The organism is Peptacetobacter hiranonis (assembly GCF_008151785.1).
In the GTDB taxonomy this organism is placed as follows: domain Bacteria; phylum Bacillota; class Clostridia; order Peptostreptococcales; family Peptostreptococcaceae; genus Peptacetobacter; species Peptacetobacter hiranonis.
This window is the reverse complement of record NZ_CP036523.1, coordinates 720,906-739,801: the sequence shown is the minus strand read 5'-3', so window position 1 is coordinate 739,801 and position 18,896 is coordinate 720,906. Positions and strand designations below refer to the sequence as shown.

General features: G+C 29.8%; 11 protein-coding genes. 6 read left to right on the top strand and 5 right to left on the bottom strand.

Going from position 1 to position 18,896, the window contains the following annotated elements:
* Window positions 1–135 precede the first annotated feature (135 nt).
* A complete protein-coding gene (locus KGNDJEFE_RS03595; protein WP_006439861.1) occupies window positions 136–2,172 on the top strand; it encodes a cell wall-binding repeat-containing protein in 2,037 nt (678 codons plus the stop codon).
* A gap of 159 nt (window positions 2,173–2,331) precedes the next feature.
* Here the strand turns inward: KGNDJEFE_RS03595 and KGNDJEFE_RS03590 are convergent, their stop codons facing one another.
* On the bottom strand, window positions 2,332–4,074 hold the full coding sequence (locus KGNDJEFE_RS03590) for an RNA/DNA-binding domain-containing protein (protein ID WP_006439860.1): 1,743 nt from the start codon (window positions 4,072–4,074) through the stop codon (window positions 2,332–2,334).
* A gap of 576 nt (window positions 4,075–4,650) precedes the next feature.
* Between KGNDJEFE_RS03590 and KGNDJEFE_RS03585 the strand changes: the two genes are divergently transcribed.
* The 3 genes from KGNDJEFE_RS03585 (at window position 4,651) to KGNDJEFE_RS03575 (ending at window position 8,609) form a co-directional block, all read left to right on the top strand.
* Window positions 4,651–6,837 carry a cell wall-binding repeat-containing protein gene (locus KGNDJEFE_RS03585; protein WP_148881793.1) on the top strand — a complete coding sequence of 729 codons (2,187 nt, stop codon included), beginning with the start codon at window positions 4,651–4,653 and terminating at the stop codon, window positions 6,835–6,837.
* An 804-nt stretch (window positions 6,838–7,641) separates the two neighbouring features.
* Entirely contained in the window at window positions 7,642–8,109 is a 468-nt protein-coding gene (locus KGNDJEFE_RS03580; protein WP_006439858.1) for a DUF4869 domain-containing protein, read from the top strand.
* A gap of 2 nt (window positions 8,110–8,111) precedes the next feature.
* Window positions 8,112–8,609 (top strand): hypothetical protein, encoded by a 498-nt coding sequence (locus KGNDJEFE_RS03575; RefSeq protein ID WP_006439857.1) that lies wholly within the window; start codon window positions 8,112–8,114, stop codon window positions 8,607–8,609.
* 286 nt (window positions 8,610–8,895) lie between these two features.
* Here KGNDJEFE_RS03575 and KGNDJEFE_RS03570 read toward each other — a convergent pair whose 3' ends face one another.
* Window positions 8,896–10,680: an RNA/DNA-binding domain-containing protein gene (locus tag KGNDJEFE_RS03570; RefSeq protein WP_148881792.1), complete on the bottom strand. Its 1,785-nt coding sequence runs from the start codon at window positions 10,678–10,680 to the stop codon at window positions 8,896–8,898.
* Between the two features lie 476 nt (window positions 10,681–11,156).
* On the opposite strand from KGNDJEFE_RS03570, the gene KGNDJEFE_RS03565 reads away from it, so the two are divergent.
* The gene (locus tag KGNDJEFE_RS03565) at window positions 11,157–13,253 is read left to right on the top strand and encodes a cell wall-binding repeat-containing protein (protein WP_148881791.1); all 2,097 of its coding nucleotides are present in this window, start codon (window positions 11,157–11,159) and stop codon (window positions 13,251–13,253) included.
* 183 nt (window positions 13,254–13,436) lie between these two features.
* On the opposite strand, the gene KGNDJEFE_RS03560 is transcribed toward KGNDJEFE_RS03565, so the two are convergent.
* Complete coding sequence (locus KGNDJEFE_RS03560) at window positions 13,437–14,135, bottom strand: HEPN domain-containing protein (RefSeq protein ID WP_006439843.1); 699 nt, start codon at window positions 14,133–14,135, stop codon at window positions 13,437–13,439.
* Between the two features lie 5 nt (window positions 14,136–14,140).
* Window positions 14,141–15,391, bottom strand: a complete 1,251-nt coding sequence (locus KGNDJEFE_RS03555) for an AAA family ATPase (protein WP_006439844.1) — start codon at window positions 15,389–15,391, stop codon at window positions 14,141–14,143.
* Window positions 15,392–15,855: 464 nt separating this feature from the next.
* On the opposite strand from KGNDJEFE_RS03555, the gene KGNDJEFE_RS03550 reads away from it, so the two are divergent.
* Window positions 15,856–18,111 (top strand): cell wall-binding repeat-containing protein, encoded by a 2,256-nt coding sequence (locus KGNDJEFE_RS03550; RefSeq protein ID WP_006439845.1) that lies wholly within the window; start codon window positions 15,856–15,858, stop codon window positions 18,109–18,111.
* Between the two features lie 159 nt (window positions 18,112–18,270).
* Here KGNDJEFE_RS03550 and tenpIN read toward each other — a convergent pair whose 3' ends face one another.
* Entirely contained in the window at window positions 18,271–18,759 is a 489-nt protein-coding gene (tenpIN, locus tag KGNDJEFE_RS03545; RefSeq protein ID WP_006439846.1) for a type III toxin-antitoxin system TenpIN family toxin, read from the bottom strand.
* Window positions 18,760–18,896 lie beyond the last annotated feature (137 nt).

Below are 18,896 nucleotides of genomic sequence, written 5' to 3'. Positions count from 1 at the left end.
GAGAACTTTCATTGAGAGTCTTATTCTTAGAAAAATCCAAAGTTTTAATTTTTTTCTTGAAGTATTTTTTCTAATTGAGAAATAAAAAGAGAGTGTAAAAAAGAAAAAAAGATAAAATAACGGAGGTAAAGGATAATGAATAAGAAAAAATTATCAGTGGTAATGGCAGGGGCAATGCTAGCTACATCAGTAGTTCCAGTATTAGCAGCAGATTCTGTACAGAAATATGAAATAGGAGTAGATCAGTTAGGTGTATTAAGAGCAGGTTTAAACAACTTTTTAGAAACAAAAAAATTTGTTTCAACTGATAAGAATAACACATTAGCAGGAAAATCTATATATTCTATATCATCATCAAACACTACAGCAATAGCTAGTGAAACTAAAGATGTTTCAAGTATAAATTTAGCTAGCTTAAAAGCTGGAGATAAAATATATATATTAGATGATGGACACAGAGAAGTTGATGGTAAATTCTACTCTACATCAGATGGAAATGTAACTACTACAGGAGAAGTATTTGACGAAACAAAATTAAAAGATACAACTACTATAAATAAATTAAAAGCTTATACTTTTGTAAAAGATGCTGCTTATGATGAAGACGCAAAAGAATTAGTTGTAACATTAAAATCAGCAGATGTAAACACAGGAGCAAACATAGTATTAACTTATAAAGTTGGAGATGCAGTTGTTGATTTTGATAACGTATTAACTAAAGATGGTGTTAAATATGCAGCATCAGCTGTAAAAGCATCTCCTAGCACTAATGAAGTTGCTATATCTGATGTTGTGAGTTTTGCTCCTAAAGCAGGAACAGTAGAAGCAGGTCAGGATATACCAAATAAAAAAATAGCTGAAATAAAAATAGTAGCAAATGCAGAAAACAACTTATTAGTATCAGATTTATATGATGGATTAATGTTAACTGATAAAGGACAGGAAATATTAGATGCATTAAAAGAAAAATCTTCAGCTAAATCAGGAATATTTGCAGCAGATGGAACTACTGAAATAACTTTAGCAGCTGCAAACTCTGTTGTTAAAGATCCTACTACAGGTATAACTACATTTAAAATAAACTTCAATGACTCTTATGGTAATAAACACGAATATACAGTAAGAGGAACTAATGAAGCACAGGCTAAAAAACTTGCTGGATGGTTAGCTACTCAGAATCCAACTGTTGACGTTGTTGCAGGTGATAACAGATATGAAACAGCTGTTTCTATATCTAAAAAAGCTTTTGGAAAAGATTTTAAATTAACAGGAAATGCAAATGCTAAAGATGTTGTAATAGTAAATGGTACAGCATTAGTAGATGGATTAGCTGCGGCTCCATATGCTAAAACATTAGGAAATTCTACTCCTATACTATTATCAGAAAATGATTCATTACCAAAAGCAACAAAAGACTATCTAAAAAAATTAACTGAAGATTTAGCTTCTTCATCTATGAAAAATGTAACAGTTCATTTAGTAGGTGGAACTTCAGTTCTTTCAAAAAATGTTTCTGATGAATTAAAAGAAATGGGATTCTCTGTTGAAAGAGTTGGTGGATCTAATAGAGAAGAAACTTCTATGGAAGTTGCTAGAAAAGTAAACCCTAATTTAACAAAAGCTTTTGTAGTAGGAGCTAATGGTGAAGCAGATGCTATGTCTATAGCAGGTGTTGCTTCTACAACAGCAACTAAAGCTCCAATAATAGTAGCAAAAGCTGGTGGATTATCAGAAGATACTATATATGATTTAAAAGGTGCTGCTATAACAATAATAGGTGGAACTAATCAGATAACAAATGAAGAATTCAAAGCATTAGATGAAATGAATGGTAATGCTTTAGTAGAAAGAGTTTCTGGTAAAGATAGAAAAGCTACAAATGCAGCTATAATCAAAAAATACTACGGAACAACTGAAATGGATACTAAAGCTATAATAGTAGCTAAAGATGGTATAGCTAATAAAACTCAGTTAGTAGACGCTTTAGCAGCTTCAACAATAGCTGGATCTCAGGGCTCTCCTATAGTATTAGCAACAGATAAATTATCTAATGAACAGATAAATGAAATAGAATTATCTACTTCAAGCCAGGCAACAGCTATATATCAGGTTGGTAAAGGTGTAGAAAGAAGTGTAGTAGAAGTATTAGCATCTAAATTAGGATTAAAATAATTACAAGTAAATAACACATTTAAATACAAGGCGAGGGATAATTCCCTCGTCTTTTTTTAGGCGTAGCCTTCCTCATTTTCCCCACAAAAAAAGACAAAAATAGACTTGCTCTTGTAAGTCTATTTTTGCCAATAAAATTTCAAAAAACATACGTTCTATCTACTTTAAAATATACCTAGTCTTTGGTCCAGAACCTATCTTTTCCAACTTACCCATACCAACCAACAAATCAAAAACCTTTCTTGCCTTTGACTTATTCATATCAAGTATTTCAATAGCCAACTTTGTAGTAACGTAACCATTCTTACTAACAAAATCCATCACCAAAGACTCATCCTTACTCAAATTCTCTCTCTTAAAACCACCTATCTCAACATTTTCTAGACCAATCCTATCTCTAACATCATTAGAAAGACTATACTCTGTACCTCTTCCAGTACCAGATACCTCTAAACCACCTTTAGCTACAATCTTTTTCAAAATCTTAGAAATATATTTTGAATCTTTTCCTAGTACCTGCTGCAAATATGAATTATTAACAGTATCTTCAAGCATTGTGATTAATATAATATCTATCTCTTCTCTTGAAAACTCACTCAAAATCTCATCAATCAAAGATTTCTTATCTAATTTCGTAACATCATCATCAGCATTCTCATTGCCAACTTTCTCATCTGCTGAAACCATACTTAATACAAGCTCTACTCTATCTGGTGAAAAACTTTCCTTTAACTGTGGTTTTATCCAATTTTCGTCATTCCAAATCTTAGCAATCTTTCCAATACCAGAGCCAGCTCTCTCTCCTATCCCTAATAAATTAAACATTTTAAAAATATTCTCATTTCTTGGATCACTGATACCACCATCTACAGCTTCCTCTAAAGATACTCTCAATGTACCTGGATTTGAAAACTTAAAATAATTATCTCCCTTTTCAACAACTATTCCTCGCTCAACTCTATAATCTGCATGAATTAAAGTATTTGCAAGAGCTTCTCTAATCGCTTCGTGTAAAAGAGTACTATCTTGACGAATGCCGTTTACAATCTTAAATGGAACCTTTAAATTCATAGTCAACTCATTTACAATCATAAAATAGAAATCATAAATATTGCCACTCCAAAGTCCACTATTAGATGTAACCCTGTTCTCCCATCTTATATTTGAGTCCATTGACTTTTCTCTATAATCTAAAAAATACTTAGGAAACTCATCTGTAATTTCTCTATCTTCCCCAAACATTAAAAGTCCTGCATAAGTAATTCCTTCCTCGCCTGTAGCTCTATTCTTCCCATAAGCACCTATCTTATATAAAAACTGCTTCATATCTAAATCCAGCCATGGATGGTTGGGATTCTTGCTTTCCAATCTATTTTTATAACTTCTTACACTCTTAACATTCAAATCCTCAATACCAAAACCTTCTAAAATAACACTATCTTGAGAAATATCACTAGAATCAGCAATCATTCTATCAACTTCTTGCTTATTACACTTATAATCTCCACTATGATTTCGTCTAAAAGTTCCAGAATGCTTATTGTCATTGTATGGATTATCACCTATAAATATTGGTTTTTGTCTTCTGTCTGCTCTAGGAACAAATATCTTTATAACATCTTTTCCATCTATCTTTTCAACGCTTACATCATTATCAGAAAGAATATTCATACTAGCTTTTTTATTATTATTCAAATTATCCCAGAATTCCTTAATCACTTTATCTGCATTGTTTACACCAGAAACTAAAAACTTACCATTTTTCTCTTTTATCCCAAGATAAATAGTTCCACCACGAGTATTTGCAAATGCTGAATATGTCTCCCACAAATCTCTAGGTAAATTATCTGCTGCTTCTTTACATTCTCTCTCTCCATTTTCAAAAAATTTATCTATATCCATACCTATTACTTCCTTTTCTAAAATTTATATTAATCCAATCGATTTATTTTAGTTTTTTAATCGATTGGATTTAGATTGATTTTAATACTATTTTATCACAGTTATCGCCTTTTTAGGTAGTTTTTTTCAATTTTTAACTTAATCGATTCACTTTAGTTGGAGTTTTATAGATTTCGATTCGATTTAGAGCTTATATAGTTTTTAATTAGTCGATTAAAAGTGAATCGATTCTGTTTAGGTTGTGGGGGGCTTAGGGGGGCGTCGCTATGGAAAAATTCCATACAATAAAAATGTGGAAAAATAATTGCGAAAAAAGAGCAAGAGAATAGAGAAAAAAAGAGAAGAAAAGAATAAAAAAGGAAAACGAAGGAAAAGGAAAGAATAAGAAAGAGTAAGTGAAAGAAAAGCCATAAGATAACAGAAGAAAAGAGAGAAAGCTTCTTCTTGTAACTTAAGAGAAAAATTTTTTATGAAGCCTTGACTGAAGTTAAATTTTTTATTTTGGGTTGCTTTTTTTCTGAAAATAGGAAATAAAAAAAGAGTGAAAATAAAAGAAAAAACGGAGGTAAAGAGATAATGAATAAGAAAAGATTATCAGTAGTAATGGCAGGAGCTATGTTAGCAACAAGTGTAGCGCCAGTATTAGCAGCAGAAGTTACAAACAACGAAACAACACATGGAAAACTTGGACTTTTCATAAATGACTTAGAAGCATTAATGGAAACAAAAAAATACCATAAAACAGATGCAGAAGCAGGAAAATCAGTATATAGATTCTCTATATTAGACAAAGACGGAAAAGATGTTACAATATCTGGTGCAACATCAAAAGATTATACTTTAAAAGATGGAAAAACTGTTATAAATGTATACGATGATGCAAATGTTCTAAAAAAATTAAATGAAACAGATAAAATAGACAATAACTATACTGTAAAAGTTTATGAATTAGGAAGTATAGAAAAAAATGGAGAATACTTCTCTACAGAAAAAGAAGTTGGTTCAAATATAAAATATAAAGCTGATGACTTTGCTAAATTAGTAGCAGATGCTAAAGCTTATACAGAAGCATCTTCTGACAAAGACCAGGCTATAAAAAATTATGCAGGTTTATCTAAAGCTGTAAAAGAAGGTTGGGTAACTAACTTAGAAGTAAAAGATAATGATTCTAAAGTTGTTGTAACTCTTGGATCTAAGACTGGAGATGAATTCAACAAAATAGAATGTGCAGTAGGAACAGACAAATTAACATTTGCAAGACCTGTAGATGCAAAAGGTAATGTAATTGCAGATGCGAATGAATCAAATTACTATACAAAATTCAATACAACTAAAGAATATGTACAGGGTAATATAGCTGGATTTGAAGTAGCTAAAGAAGCAGATTCACAGACTCCTGTATCAATAGCTGGTAAAAATGCTGTATTATTACACGAAGTAAAAGTATTAAATGGAGATGTAAATTATACTGTAAAAGTAGATGACTTATATGATGGATTCATGTTAACAGAAAAAGGACATGAATTATTAAATGCTATAAGAACATTTGAAAACGACAAAAATTCTAAAACTACTCAGAATGTTGACACTAATATAACTTCTGGTACAGGTACAGAACGTTATTTCAATGTTACATTAGTAGATGCTAATGGAACAAAACATGTAGTTAAAGTTTTAGGAGACTCTTTACATGTAGATAGAATAACTACTCTAAAAAATTGGTTAAAAGCTGGAAAAGCTGATGTTGAATTATTAGCAGGAGATAACAGATATTCAACAGCTGTAGAAATAGCTAAAACATATTTAGCTGGAGCTAGCCAGTATTCTTGGGATGAAAACTCTGAATTAGTATTAGTTAATGGTGAAGCATTAGTAGATGGATTAGCAGCAGCACCATACGCTAAAAAACAGGGTGCTCCTATATTATTAACAGCTGAAAATTCTTTACCTAAAGAAACAAAAACTTACATGAAAGAATTAATAGCTAAAAAACAGGTTGGAGATTTAAATAACAAAGCTATAACTGTAACGATAGTAGGTGGTGAAGCTGTTGTATCTCAGTCAGTAGTAAATGAATTAAAAGAAATAGGATTCAAAGTTAAGAGAATATCTGGAGATAACAGAGAAGAAACTTCATTAGCAGTAGCAGATAAAATAGGAACAACTGCAAAAGCATACGTAGTAGGTGCATTTGGTGAAGCAGATGCTATGTCTATAGCAGCAGAAGCTTCTAGAGATAAAGATGCTTCAACAGCAGGATTCCAGACTACTCCAATAATAGTAGCAAAATCAGCAAATGGTTTATCAACAGTAGGATTAAATGAAGTATCTGAATTTACTGAAGTTGAAATAGTAGGTGGAGAAGGTGTTCTTCCAAAAGAAAATGAAGATGCAATAAAAGAATTAATAGATGATGAAACAAAAGTAACAAGAATAAATGGTAAAAATAGACAGGAAACAAATGCATTAGTAATTAAAAAATACCACAAAGGATTTAATGATGCATTAATAGCAAAAGATGGAACTAGAAACAAATCAGAATTAATAGATGCATTACCAGCAGCAATATTTGCATCATCAAATTCAGCAACAAATCCATCAGCTCCAATAGTATTAGCTACTGATAGCATATCTAAAGAACAGTTAAATCAGCTAGTATTAAATGCAGATAAAACTTCTGCTAAAACTGTATACCAGATAGGTAATGGTGTTGCTAGATCTGTAATGGAAACAGTAGTAACTAAATTAGGATTAAATAAATAATTTTGATTCAATTATTTATAATATAAAAACGAAGGCTAAATAGCCTTCGTTTTTTCATTTATAATAATAAAAATAATTTAATTAAATTTTTTAGACGTAGCCTTCATCATTTTCCCACAAAAAAAGACAAAAATAGACTTGCTTTTGTAAGTCTATTTTTGCCAATAATTTTCAAAAAAACATATGTTCTGCATAATAAATCTAATAATATTTTACGTTCCATTTTTGTAATATAAATCAAACGATTAATTTCTAATCATTTCATAATCCTTGCATAAATCAAACGATTAATTAATAACTGTTGCATAAACTATTAATTAACTAGAGTATATCTGACATTTCTGCCCTTACCTCCTTTTTTAATAGCTCCTTTTTCGATAAGATTATTACAATATCTAACACTCTTATACGAACTAATTACTAAAGTTTATGTATTAATCTTATTTGTAGTAAATCCTTGTAAATATCATTAATAGGAATCTTTAAGCAACCAGGATTATAAAATTCAAACCTATCTTTAAATTTTTTAATCCTCAATTATCTTTATTTAGATAGGTATTTTTGTTTATTTGTGTAGTCTATGTTAATTATATCATTTTTTTATGTTTATTTTGGAATTTATAGAGTATTAATAAATGATTTTGGACAAAAAAACATTTGTTCTTGTTGGTATTACTTTTTGTAAAGCTACTTTTGAGATACTTTTTTAACTTTTTCCTACATTATATAATTATGATATAATTTATATAGGAATAAGATGAAAAAAATAATTATATTTATAAATAAAAGAAAGGAAACAAAACTATGTTAAAAATACTATTTAGCAGAAGCTACAGAGATGACATAGAAAAATACAACGTGGTAGAAAATCCTCCACTTGCCTTTGACATACGGCACACAGACGACTGCATAACAGATCCACTCAGCGTAGAAATGATAAAAGCAATCGACAAATCAGATGTCATAGGTCCAAACCTAATCCAAAGCCCAGTACTTGGACCAATCCCACCACAAACACTATCTGGTGGTGTAAAAACTCTGATTATGATAAACAAACATCCAGATATGATATTCAATGCGACTCATTGTGGAGATAACTGCTCTCCATACTTACTAAAAATAGCAAAAGATAAAGATATTACCATCAATCTCAGATATCTAATGCACTTTGACTTAGATGGAGATGATGAAATATTTATCGTCAACGATGGCTCAATAGTTAAAACAAACAAAGAATTCACTTACAAGGGATATAAATTTTTGGAGGGATAATATTGAAAGGAAAAGTTCATGTAAAAATTAGTAATATTGCTAACAAAATCACCTATGAATTTACACTAAACAGAAATATTACTATAATAGAAGGAAATTCTGCAACTGGAAAGACAGTTCTACTTTCTTTAATAAGAGCTGCGAAGGATAAAACTCTTCAAGGATTTATACGAGTTGATTGCGACTATCCTTGTATAGCTTTTTCTAGTGACGAGTATGATTGGGAAAGAAGAATCAAAGAAACAGAAAATAGCATAATCTTCTTTGATGAGGACGCATCTTACGTAAAAACAGAAGAATTTGCAAAAGCTATTCAAAACACTTCTAACTATTACGTTATTGTCAATAGAGAAAGCTTGAGTAATTTACCATATAGTGTTGATGAAATATACGGAATCAAAGAATCTGGTAAATACGGAAGTTTGGAACCTGTAGTTAATGAGTTTTACAGAATTTACTCAAAATATGACAACTTTGAAGATAATAAAAATATGGTATAATATAAATAGAAAAAGGAATCACGTAAGTGACTCGATAGAAAATGATATATTTACTCTTCTTTAGAAGAGTTAAGCCCACTCTCTCCGTCGCCAAACTTTGAAGAGTGGGCTTTTATCATTTTTGTAATTAAATTAGATTTTATTGTTACATTTATGCAACGCAAATCAAACGAATAAGCATTTGCGTTACATTTTGCGTTACATAAATAGTCTTTTTTGCATTTGCGTTACATTTTGCGTTACAAAAACAGCATTTATTGCATTTGCGTTACATTTTAGATTGGAATTAAAGATTATTATTTACTAAAACATATTTTGTAGCTCTATTACATCCTTCTCTTTTTATTAATCCTTTTTCGATAAGATCGTTACAAGCTCTTATACTTATATGCTTAGGTATTTCTAATTTTTCCGAATTTATTCTAGTACTTGTAAATCCGTCATTGATTATAATCTTTAAAATATCCTCTTCCACTCGACTAAGTCTTACATTATTTAAGTTTAAATCATCTAAAGAAACAACTTTTTTCTCTACATTATTTCCTTTAGATTCATCTCCTATAACATCCAAGCCAGAATTACTCTCTTCACAGCAGAATTCCTCATTAATCATATACTTCTTACCCCTGCCAAAGCCTTCTTCTATCAAGAATCCTCTATTTACCATACTTCTAAGCATCTCTGTAATATCATTAGGATGTAAATTTGTAACACATTGCATCCTTGCATTAGTTACCTCATCCTCAGTTATCGCTGTCACAAGAATTTTTATCTCATCTGCATTCAATAAATCCAAACTACTTCCATATATCTCTTTCAATTTTCCCATATATACCTCTGGGACCAAAGAAATCATGTTCAGTTTTAGCACAACTTCATTTGTAGCAAAATTTTCTTCTAGTATAGGAATTGCCCACTGCTGCTCTTTCCAGGCTTTTAATATCTTGAAAAATCCTGAACCTATATTTTCACCAAATCCTATCATTCTAAACATCTTTTGAATAAATGGATTTCTACATTTACTAGTTCCACCCTTGTAAATATCAGCAACAGGAATCTTCAAGCAACCAGGATTATAAAATTCAAACCTATCTTTAAACTTTTTAATTCTTAAAGTTCCCTGTACAGAATAATCTCCATGAACAATAGCATTTACAAAGGCTTCACGAATTGCCCGATGAACAGAAGTGTCATCAATTCTTGTTATTCCATTCAACTTAAATGGAATTGGAATATCCTCGGACAACTTATTTATAACTACAGTAAAGAAATTAAACAGATTGCTCTCCCATCTTCCATCTATTGTAAATCTTTCATTGTATCTCAAATCCTCATCCACATTTACCATTTTTAGATAATCTAGATTAAAATATGGGAAATAACTTCTGATACTTGTACTTTTTCCAAACATTAAAAGACCTGCAACCGTTAGCCAAACTTTTTTAGTCTTTCTATCCTTGTCCATAGCACCTAATTGAATAAGAAACTCCTCATCAGACAAATTATGCCATGCATGATTAAGATTTATAACAGAGAATCTATTTCTATACCGATTCACAGTTGGCATATCAAGATCGTCCATATCATAGTACTCCAAAATTGAAGAATCGAATCCTTTTTCTGATGCATCTCTAAACATTGCATTAACTTCATCCTGTGAGCACTTATAATCACCTTCATAATTTCGTTTATAAGTTCCATTATATGGATTATTATTCAAATATATCGGCTTATCTATATAACTAGCTCTTGGAATTTCAATCTTTATAACTTTTTTATGATTTATATTTATTACTTCAACATTTTCTTCCATTAATATATTTTTATTTACTTTATTACCATTTATAGTACTCCAAAAATCTTTTAACATTTTTTCAACAGATTCAACTCCAGATATATCAAACTTTTCATCTGTGTCAAATCTTTCCTCTACACCTAACACAATCGTTCCCCCGTTTGTGTTAGCCATTGCAGAATATGTTTCCCACAAGTCTTTTGGAACACTATTCTTCGCTTTTTTGAATTCTATCTCACTATTTTCACCTATGTCCATAAGTTCAAATATATCCATACGTGCTCCCTCCTTTGTAATATGTTTCCTTAATTAATTATATCATTCTAAATACAATTAATAAAATAGAAAAGATTGATTTAATTAACTTCTTTTGCAATCTAGTATAAAAAGAAAAAGAATGTATTTCCATGAGTGCGTAGTGGGGGCTTAGGGGGGCGTCGCTATGTAAAAACTCCGTACAATAAAAATGTGGAAAAATAATTGCGAAAAAAGAGCAAGAGAATAGAGAAAAAAAGAGAAGAAAAGAATAAAAAAGGAAAACGAAGGAAAAGGAAAGAATAAGAAAGAGTAAGTGAAAGAAAAGCCATAAGATAACAGAAGAAAAGAGAGAAAGCTTCTTCTTGTAACTTAAGAGAAAAATTTTTTATGAAGCCTTGACTGAAGTTAAATTTTTTATTTTGGGTTGCTTTTTTTCTGAAAATAGGAAATAAAAAAAGAGTGAAAATAAAAGAAAAAACGGAGGTAAAGAGATAATGAATAAGAAAAAATTATCAGTGGTAATGGCAGGAGCAATGCTAGCTACAAGTGTAGCACCAGTATTAGCTGCTGAGGTAACAAAAGATGAAACAACACATGGTAAAATAGGTCTATTTATAAATGACTTAGAAGAGTTAATGAACACAAAAAAATATCATGAAACAGATGTAGAAGCAGGAAAATCAGTATATAGATTCCAGGTATTAGATGCTGATGGAAAAGAAGTAAAAAAAGTTGGTAGTGAAACAGCTACTGAATATGTAACAGATAAAACTGCAAATACAAAAATAAACGTATTCTCTAACGTTGAAGTTTTAAAAAATTTAGATGATTCTAAAGTTTACACTATAAAAGTATATGAATTAGGTAGCGTTGAAGGTAAAGGTGGTTTATTCTCTACTAAAAAAGGAGAATCAAAAGATGTTAACTACGACAAAGCTACTTTTGCTGCATTAGTTAAAGATGTAAAACTATTTAGTGCTAACTCAGATTATAATGATATAACAAATACAAACTTAAAAGCTGCTGTACAGAAAGGTTGGATAGTTAACTTAGAAGTTAATAAAGATGAAACAAAAGTTATAATAACTCTTGGATCAAAAGATGACAATGGAGAATTCAATAAAGTAGAGTGTGCTATAGGAACACCAAAATTAGTTTTTAAAACTCCTGTAGATAAAGATGGAAACGATATATCAGCTTTAGATGATAGTGTTATACAGGGTAAAATAGCTGGTTTCAAAGCGGAAGAAAATAAAACTGATATAGATAAAAATGTATCAATAGCAGGTGAAAAATCTGTATTATTACATGAAGTAAAACTTTTAAATAGTGATGTAAATTATACAGTAAAAGTAGATGATTTATATGATGGATTCATGTTAACAGATCAGGGACATGAATTAATGAATGCTATAAAAGCATTTGAAAATGATGGAAATTCTAAAACTACTCAGAGTGTTGGTTCTGTAACTCCTGGTAAAGGTACAGAACGTTACTTTGAAGTTAAATTAAAAGATGCTAATGGAACTAAAACTATAATTAAAGTTGTTGGAGATTCTTTACATGAACCAAGAATAAAAACACTAAAAACTTGGTTAGCTAAAAGAGTTGCTTCAGTTGAAAAATTAGCAGGAGATAATAGATATGCAACAGCAGTAGAAATAGCAGAAACATATATAGCTGGTCAGTATAATAAAAATAAAGCTAATGAATTAGTATTAATAAATGGAAAAGCATTAGTAGATGGATTAGCAGCAGCTCCATACTCTAAAGCAAAAGAAGCTCCAATATTATTAACAGCAACAGATAAATTACCAAAAGAAACAAAAGATTTCATGAGAAAATTAATAGCTAAACATGAAGTTGGTGAATTAAAAGATATAACAGTAACAATAATAGGTGGAGAAGCTGTAGTATCTCAGAATGTAGCAAATGAATTAAAAGAAATAGGATTCAAAGTTAAGAGAATATCTGGAGATAACAGAGAAGAAACTTCATTAGCAGTAGCAGACAAATTAGGAATAACTGACAAAGCCTATGTAGTAGGAGCAGAAGGTGAAGCCGATGCTATGTCAATAGCTGCACATGCTGCATCTAAAAAATCAGCAATAGTAGTTGCAAAATCAACAAAAGGATTATCTACAGTAGGTATAAATGAAGTATCTGACTTTAATAAAGTTGAAATAGTAGGTGGAGAAGGTGTTGTTCCTAAATCAACTGAAGATGAATTAGTTGAATTAATGGATAAGGAAAATGTAACAAGAATAAATGGTAAAAATAGATTTGAAACAAATGCACTAGTAATCAAAAAATATCATAAAAACTTTGGAAATGTCTTAATAGCAAAAGATGGACAGAGAAATAAAGAAGAATTAGTAGATGCTTTAACTGCTTCATTATTTGCTTCTGAAAGAGGTGGCGTAGCTGCTCCAATAGTATTAGCAACAGATAAAATAACTGATGAACAGTTAAACCAGTTAGTAATAAATTCTAACAAGAGATTAACAGATAGAACTGTATATCAGATAGGTGAAGGTGTTGCTGAAAAAGTAATGCAGACAGTAGTAACTAAATTAGGATTAAACAAATAATTTTTTACTAACTAAAACTTAATATAAGTTTATAAGAGGGGGCTATCAGATTAATATTAATTAATTTGGTAGTCCTTATTTATTTCTATTTTAAGAAAAAAGACAAAAATAGGCTTGCTTTTGTAAGTCTATTTTTGTCCTTTTAATTTATAACAAACATATGTTCTTATAATTTATCAAAAACTAATTATTCTTCTTCTCTATCTCATCATCTATAGCAGAAACTATCTTAACCACTACATCAATATTACTCTTCACAAAATCTACATCAATATCACTTCTAACACTAGTCAAAGGATCTCTATCCGACTGATGGGCAATCCTATTTCTTCTATAATAAAGCGTATTTAAAAATTCCTTCATCTTATTCATCGGACTTGTACTATCGCCCTTCTTATAAAATGCTGCTCTGGCAATAACATTAATATCCAATCCAATCATATTAATCTGCTTTTTAATACTATTAAACTCCATAAAAGTTTCTGCTGATATAGACTTATTAATAATATCATTAAAAAATTCCTTCTCATTAAGCTCACTTATAGTATGCAATGCATCTAAACTAATCTTAAAATCAAGATACTTATCATTTCTCTCCCATTGACCATCAAACATTTTCTTCATACCGTATTTAGTTATCTCATGCATGTAAAAATCTAATGCACTATCTAAAAACATTATCTGAGATCTTAGGATATTTGCTGCATCTTCAACATTTAAACTATTATTTTCTAAAATTTTTAAAGAATCTTCTATATGCTTTATATTCTCTTTGAAGTGAGATTTAATCTCTTCGTGGCTAAAAGACACAGCTTTTGGTATCTTCTGTACCCTATCTTTTACCATACTATCTCTTCTTGTAAAGTCTAGATTATTATTCATAATATCTAAACCTCCTCTTGAATAGATTGAAGATTAGTTTTGATAAATGGAATTGCTCCGTATCTTCCTTCTATATAGTTTTTGCTGATATTATCTGTTTTTCTAATATTCTTAAAATCAAATAAAGAGTATAAATCAGTCTTTCTCTCTTCCTTATCAAGCTCAGTAAACCAGATTTGATCTCTTCTTAAATTATCTAAATTTAATAGACTTATATCGTGAGTAGTAAATATTAACTGGGCTTTTGAATCTTTTTCATTTAAGAAAATCTTTATAAGCGTATCTAAAATACTACTGTGTAATCCCATTTCAATTTCATCCCACAATAAAACTCTATCATTTTCTATTATATCTATAAGCGGACACAAAACTTCAAACAATCTTTTTATACCTGTAGACTCTCTATCTATATCTACACTAAATATTCCATAATCAAATAAAACTTTTTTAAGAGATAGAGTTTTTTCTTCTCCCATAGAGCTTTTAATTATTTCTTTAATATCTGCTGGAATATTTTCTACCAACTCATCGTGTAAAGGTATATTGAATGATTCTGTTTTTATATCTTTTATATCTATTCCTAAATTATTAAAAGCTGTGACAACTTTTTTCTTAAATTCAGGATTTTTATTTATCATATTAAATGAATACTCTCTCCAATTATTCATAAAAGAAGGTGAATTAACTACTAAATCCTCTTTAAAAAATAAAAATGCATTAGTTATATCTTCATTATTAGTGAAGTTAGCTGCAGTATTTAAAAATACTCTATTTTCCTTTTGAAAAGAAAGTGCTTTATTTAAATCAGATTTATACTTAGTTCCAAAGGTATATTCTTCTCCAGCTCTATCAAATATTTTAGCTTTTCTTCCAACTTTGAAATGATATAAAAACTCCTTCTCTACTCTATCTTCTGTAACAGATATTCCATAGACGTATCTTATACCTTTTCTTTCAAAATGTATTAAAAATTCAGTTGGCTCATCTATAGCAGAAAGTGCATGAGGAATTACTAATATCTTATCACCTGGCTGACTAGGCTTATTACTAACTAATGAAGTTAAAAATAAACATGATTCTAGTAATGAACTTTTTCCAGAACCATTAGCTCCATATATTGCTGTAGCTTTATTGATTTTTAACTTTTTAAAATCTATTAACTTGTCTGAATGCTCTGTATCTGATGATGCTGACATTGAAAATAGTACTTCGTCTTTTATAGATTTATAGTTTGAACATCTATATTCTAAAAGCATTGTTATTCCCTCCTTTTTACTTCTTGATTTTAGTATAACTTATTATTCAACTTTTTTCTATGTTTTATATATATTTTTTGCAATATTTTTGCAAATTTATGATATAAATTTATATTTAGCTTCTATTTATATCTGCCAAATTTTAGAGAGGGGGGCTTAGGGGGGCGTCGCTATGGAAAAATTCCGTACAATAAAAATGTGGAAAAATAATTGCGAAAAAAGAGCAAGAGAATAGAGAAAAAAAGAGAAGAAAAGAATAAAAAAGGAAAACGAAGGAAAAGGAAAGAATAAGAAAGAGTAAGTGAAAGAAAAGCCATAAGATAAAGCTTTCTTTGAACTGAAAATAAGAATTTTTTATGAAACCTAGACTGAAGTTGAAAATTTTTATTTTGGACTGATTTTTTTCTAAAAATAAGAAATAAAAAAAGAGTGAAAATAAAAGAAAAAACGGAGGTAAAGAGATAATGAATAAGAAGAAATTATCAGTGGTAATGGCAGGAGCAATGCTAGCTACAAGTGTAGCACCAGTATTAGCTGCAGAAACAACAGAAGTTAAAGAATATCAGTTAAGTGATGTAGTTCTATTAACTAGAGAAATCAAAAAACTAATGGAAGATAACAAAGTATCAACAAACAAAGCTTTAATAGCTGATAAATTAGATGATAGTATGGCATATACTAGTGGAGATACTAGATTTGTAAAAGAAGCTGTTGGAAAAGCAATGTTAGCTGGAGAATCTGTTTATGGTATAATAATATACAATGCTGATGGAACTGTAGCTAAAGATGCTAGTAATCATTCTGGAACAGCTGGTCAGCCAATATATAATATAACTAATGCAGAAACTGATATAAAAGCTATGACAGCTGGTCAGACATTAAAAGTATTTAAAAGAGATACAACAAAATTCAATGATGAAGTTATACCAGGTACATCAATAGCTGTAGATGATCAGACAGTAGCTACATATGCTAAAACTGATTTAGTTACAGTTGGAAATGCATTAGAAGAAACATTCAAAAAAGAGGCTGCCTTAATAGCGACTTCAAAAGCAAAAAGTGCTATAGTTGATGAAACAAAAATAGCAATAAATTCTAAAAAAGATGGTGTAATATTAACACTTAGAGCATTAGATGAAAATGGTAAAAACAAAACAATAGAATTAAAAGAAGGCGATGAAAAACTAGACTTCCAGTTAGCATACGATGCAGAAGGAAATCTATTAGATGCAACTAATCCAGATGAAGTTCAGAAATTTGATCACTTTGGTAAAAAAGTTAACACTTATCATACATCAACTTTATTAACAAGTAATACTTTAGAAAAAACTTCTTACAAAGTTGTTGCTGATAAAGCAAATGTTGAAACTATAAAAGCTTCAGATTTATATGATGGATTTGCATTAACATCAAAAGGAACTGAATTATTATCAGATCTTAAAAATGCAGCAGAAAAAGTAGACGAAACAATAGCAACTGCAAACAATGCATTAGTTAAATTAAAAAATGCTGATATAGTAGATGATAAATCAGGTATATACTATTTCGAAGTAGAATATAAGAGAGCAACTTCAAATACTACTTCAGAAGTTTATAAAACTGTTAAAGTAACATCAACAAATAAAGCTGAATTAAAATCATTATTCGATTTAATAAAATCAGGAGAATTTAAAGTTGGTATAGTAGCTGGTCAGAATAGATATGAAACAGCTGTAAATGTAGCGAAAGCAAATGGAGCAGAATTAAAAATAGCTGATAAATCAAGTGGTACTGACAAAATACTAAATAATAATATAGTATTAGTAAACGGAACATCATTAGTAGATGGATTAGCAGCCGCTCCTTTAGCAGCTTCATTAAACGAAGTTGGTACAGCTAAAAGTGATTATTTAAGACAGGCTCCAATATTATTAGCAAAAACAGATGAATTACCAACAGAAACAAAAGAATACATAGAAGAAAGAGCTTCTCACATAAGCAAAAATGATAGAAAAGATTATGTAGTAACACTAGTAGGTGGGGAATCAGTTCTATCTGAAGAATTAGTTAAAGAAATAAAAGATATGGGATTCACAGTTAAGAGATTAGGTGGAGATAACAGAGAAGAAACTTCTGTAGCTGTAGCTAAAAAATTAACTGTAGGTACAGATGGTATATTTGTTGTTGGTGGAAATGGTGAAGCTGATGCAATGTCAGTATCTGCCGTAGCTGCAAGCAAAAAAATGCCAATAATAGTATCTAAAGTTGGATCTATATCAAGAGATGCATTAAACTACATAGAAGAAAATGCTTCAACATCAAAAGTAAGAGTAATCGGTGGAGAAAAAGTAGTATCTAAAGCTGATGAAGAAAAAATAAACAAAGTACTTAGCAAAACAAATGCTGCTTACAGAATAGCTGGTGAAAACAGACAGGCAACAAATGCTGCTATAATAAAAGAATACTACAAAACAGGTGAAATAACTGGTACAACAGGTGTAGTATTAGTTAAAGACGGAGTTGCTAAAAAAGATGAATTAATAGACGCATTATCAGCAGCTAACTATGCTGCTTCAATGAAAGCTCCAATAGTATTAGCTAGCTCAAACTTATCAGCAGCTCAGGAAGATGCTATAGTAAGAGTAAATGGAGTTGCTAAAGTAGCTCAGGTTGGTGAAGGTGCAGCTAGAACAGTTCTTGAAACAATAGCTGGATTATTCGGTATATCAAACGTTAAATAATAAAAAGTAAATGACACATTTACATACAAGGCGAGGGATTATTCCCTCGTCTTTTTTTAGGCGAAGCCTTCTCTGCTTTAAAATAAAAAAGACAGAAATATACTCATTAAAAGTAAATATTTCTGTCCTTTTATAATTTTTTTATTTTCATATATAAATCTATTCTAATCCTAATTCTTTATGAAAATATTTTAAAGATGTATACCTATAATTTCTTTCAAATTTTCTTTTATCTTTATCAGAATCTGATAAAGATAAATATTTTATATATCCATTTAAATATTGTAAAGATTTATCAACTATTTCATCTATATTATCTAGAAATTCCTTGAACTCATCCTTATCTACATGTGCTTCTTTATCTATATATTCTGTATTTCTTATTATTATCATTTTTGAATAATCAATTCCAGATTTATTAGATTTAGATCTTCTCGACTCTTTAAATAAGTATGCATTTTTATGAGAAATCTGACTTCTAAAAGGAACTGCTATATAATAATCATATTTTGTTTCTATTATAAAAAAGCTAAACGCTCTTTTTCCTTTTAAAATAATTTCTGGATACTTATCTTTTGGATAATCATTAAAAAATTTGTCTGAAAGTAGCATAATTTGGTAGTCAAAATCAATTTTATTTCTTGCCATAGTTTTTCTCCACGTAAAAATAGGATATCGAACGATATCCTATTTAATTTCTATTTTTAGCATCTTCACCGAGCCACTTTTTATTTTACCGTTGTGTCTTTGCTCTCACACAACATCATCCATCTGTCACTTTTTAT

Coding starts and splice junctions, on each gene's coding strand:
- tenpIN (WP_006439846.1), bottom strand. CDS start 18,759: ATGGCAAGAAATAAAATTGATTTTGACTACCAAATTATGCTACTTTCA.
- KGNDJEFE_RS03580 (WP_006439858.1), top strand. CDS start 7,642: ATGTTAAAAATACTATTTAGCAGAAGCTACAGAGATGACATAGAAAAA.
- KGNDJEFE_RS03565 (WP_148881791.1), top strand. CDS start 11,157: ATGAATAAGAAAAAATTATCAGTGGTAATGGCAGGAGCAATGCTAGCT.
- KGNDJEFE_RS03590 (WP_006439860.1), bottom strand. CDS start 4,074: ATGGATATAGATAAATTTTTTGAAAATGGAGAGAGAGAATGTAAAGAA.
- KGNDJEFE_RS03585 (WP_148881793.1), top strand. CDS start 4,651: ATGAATAAGAAAAGATTATCAGTAGTAATGGCAGGAGCTATGTTAGCA.
- KGNDJEFE_RS03550 (WP_006439845.1), top strand. CDS start 15,856: ATGAATAAGAAGAAATTATCAGTGGTAATGGCAGGAGCAATGCTAGCT.
- KGNDJEFE_RS03595 (WP_006439861.1), top strand. CDS start 136: ATGAATAAGAAAAAATTATCAGTGGTAATGGCAGGGGCAATGCTAGCT.
- KGNDJEFE_RS03570 (WP_148881792.1), bottom strand. CDS start 10,680: ATGGATATATTTGAACTTATGGACATAGGTGAAAATAGTGAGATAGAA.
- KGNDJEFE_RS03560 (WP_006439843.1), bottom strand. CDS start 14,135: ATGAATAATAATCTAGACTTTACAAGAAGAGATAGTATGGTAAAAGAT.
- KGNDJEFE_RS03555 (WP_006439844.1), bottom strand. CDS start 15,391: ATGCTTTTAGAATATAGATGTTCAAACTATAAATCTATAAAAGACGAA.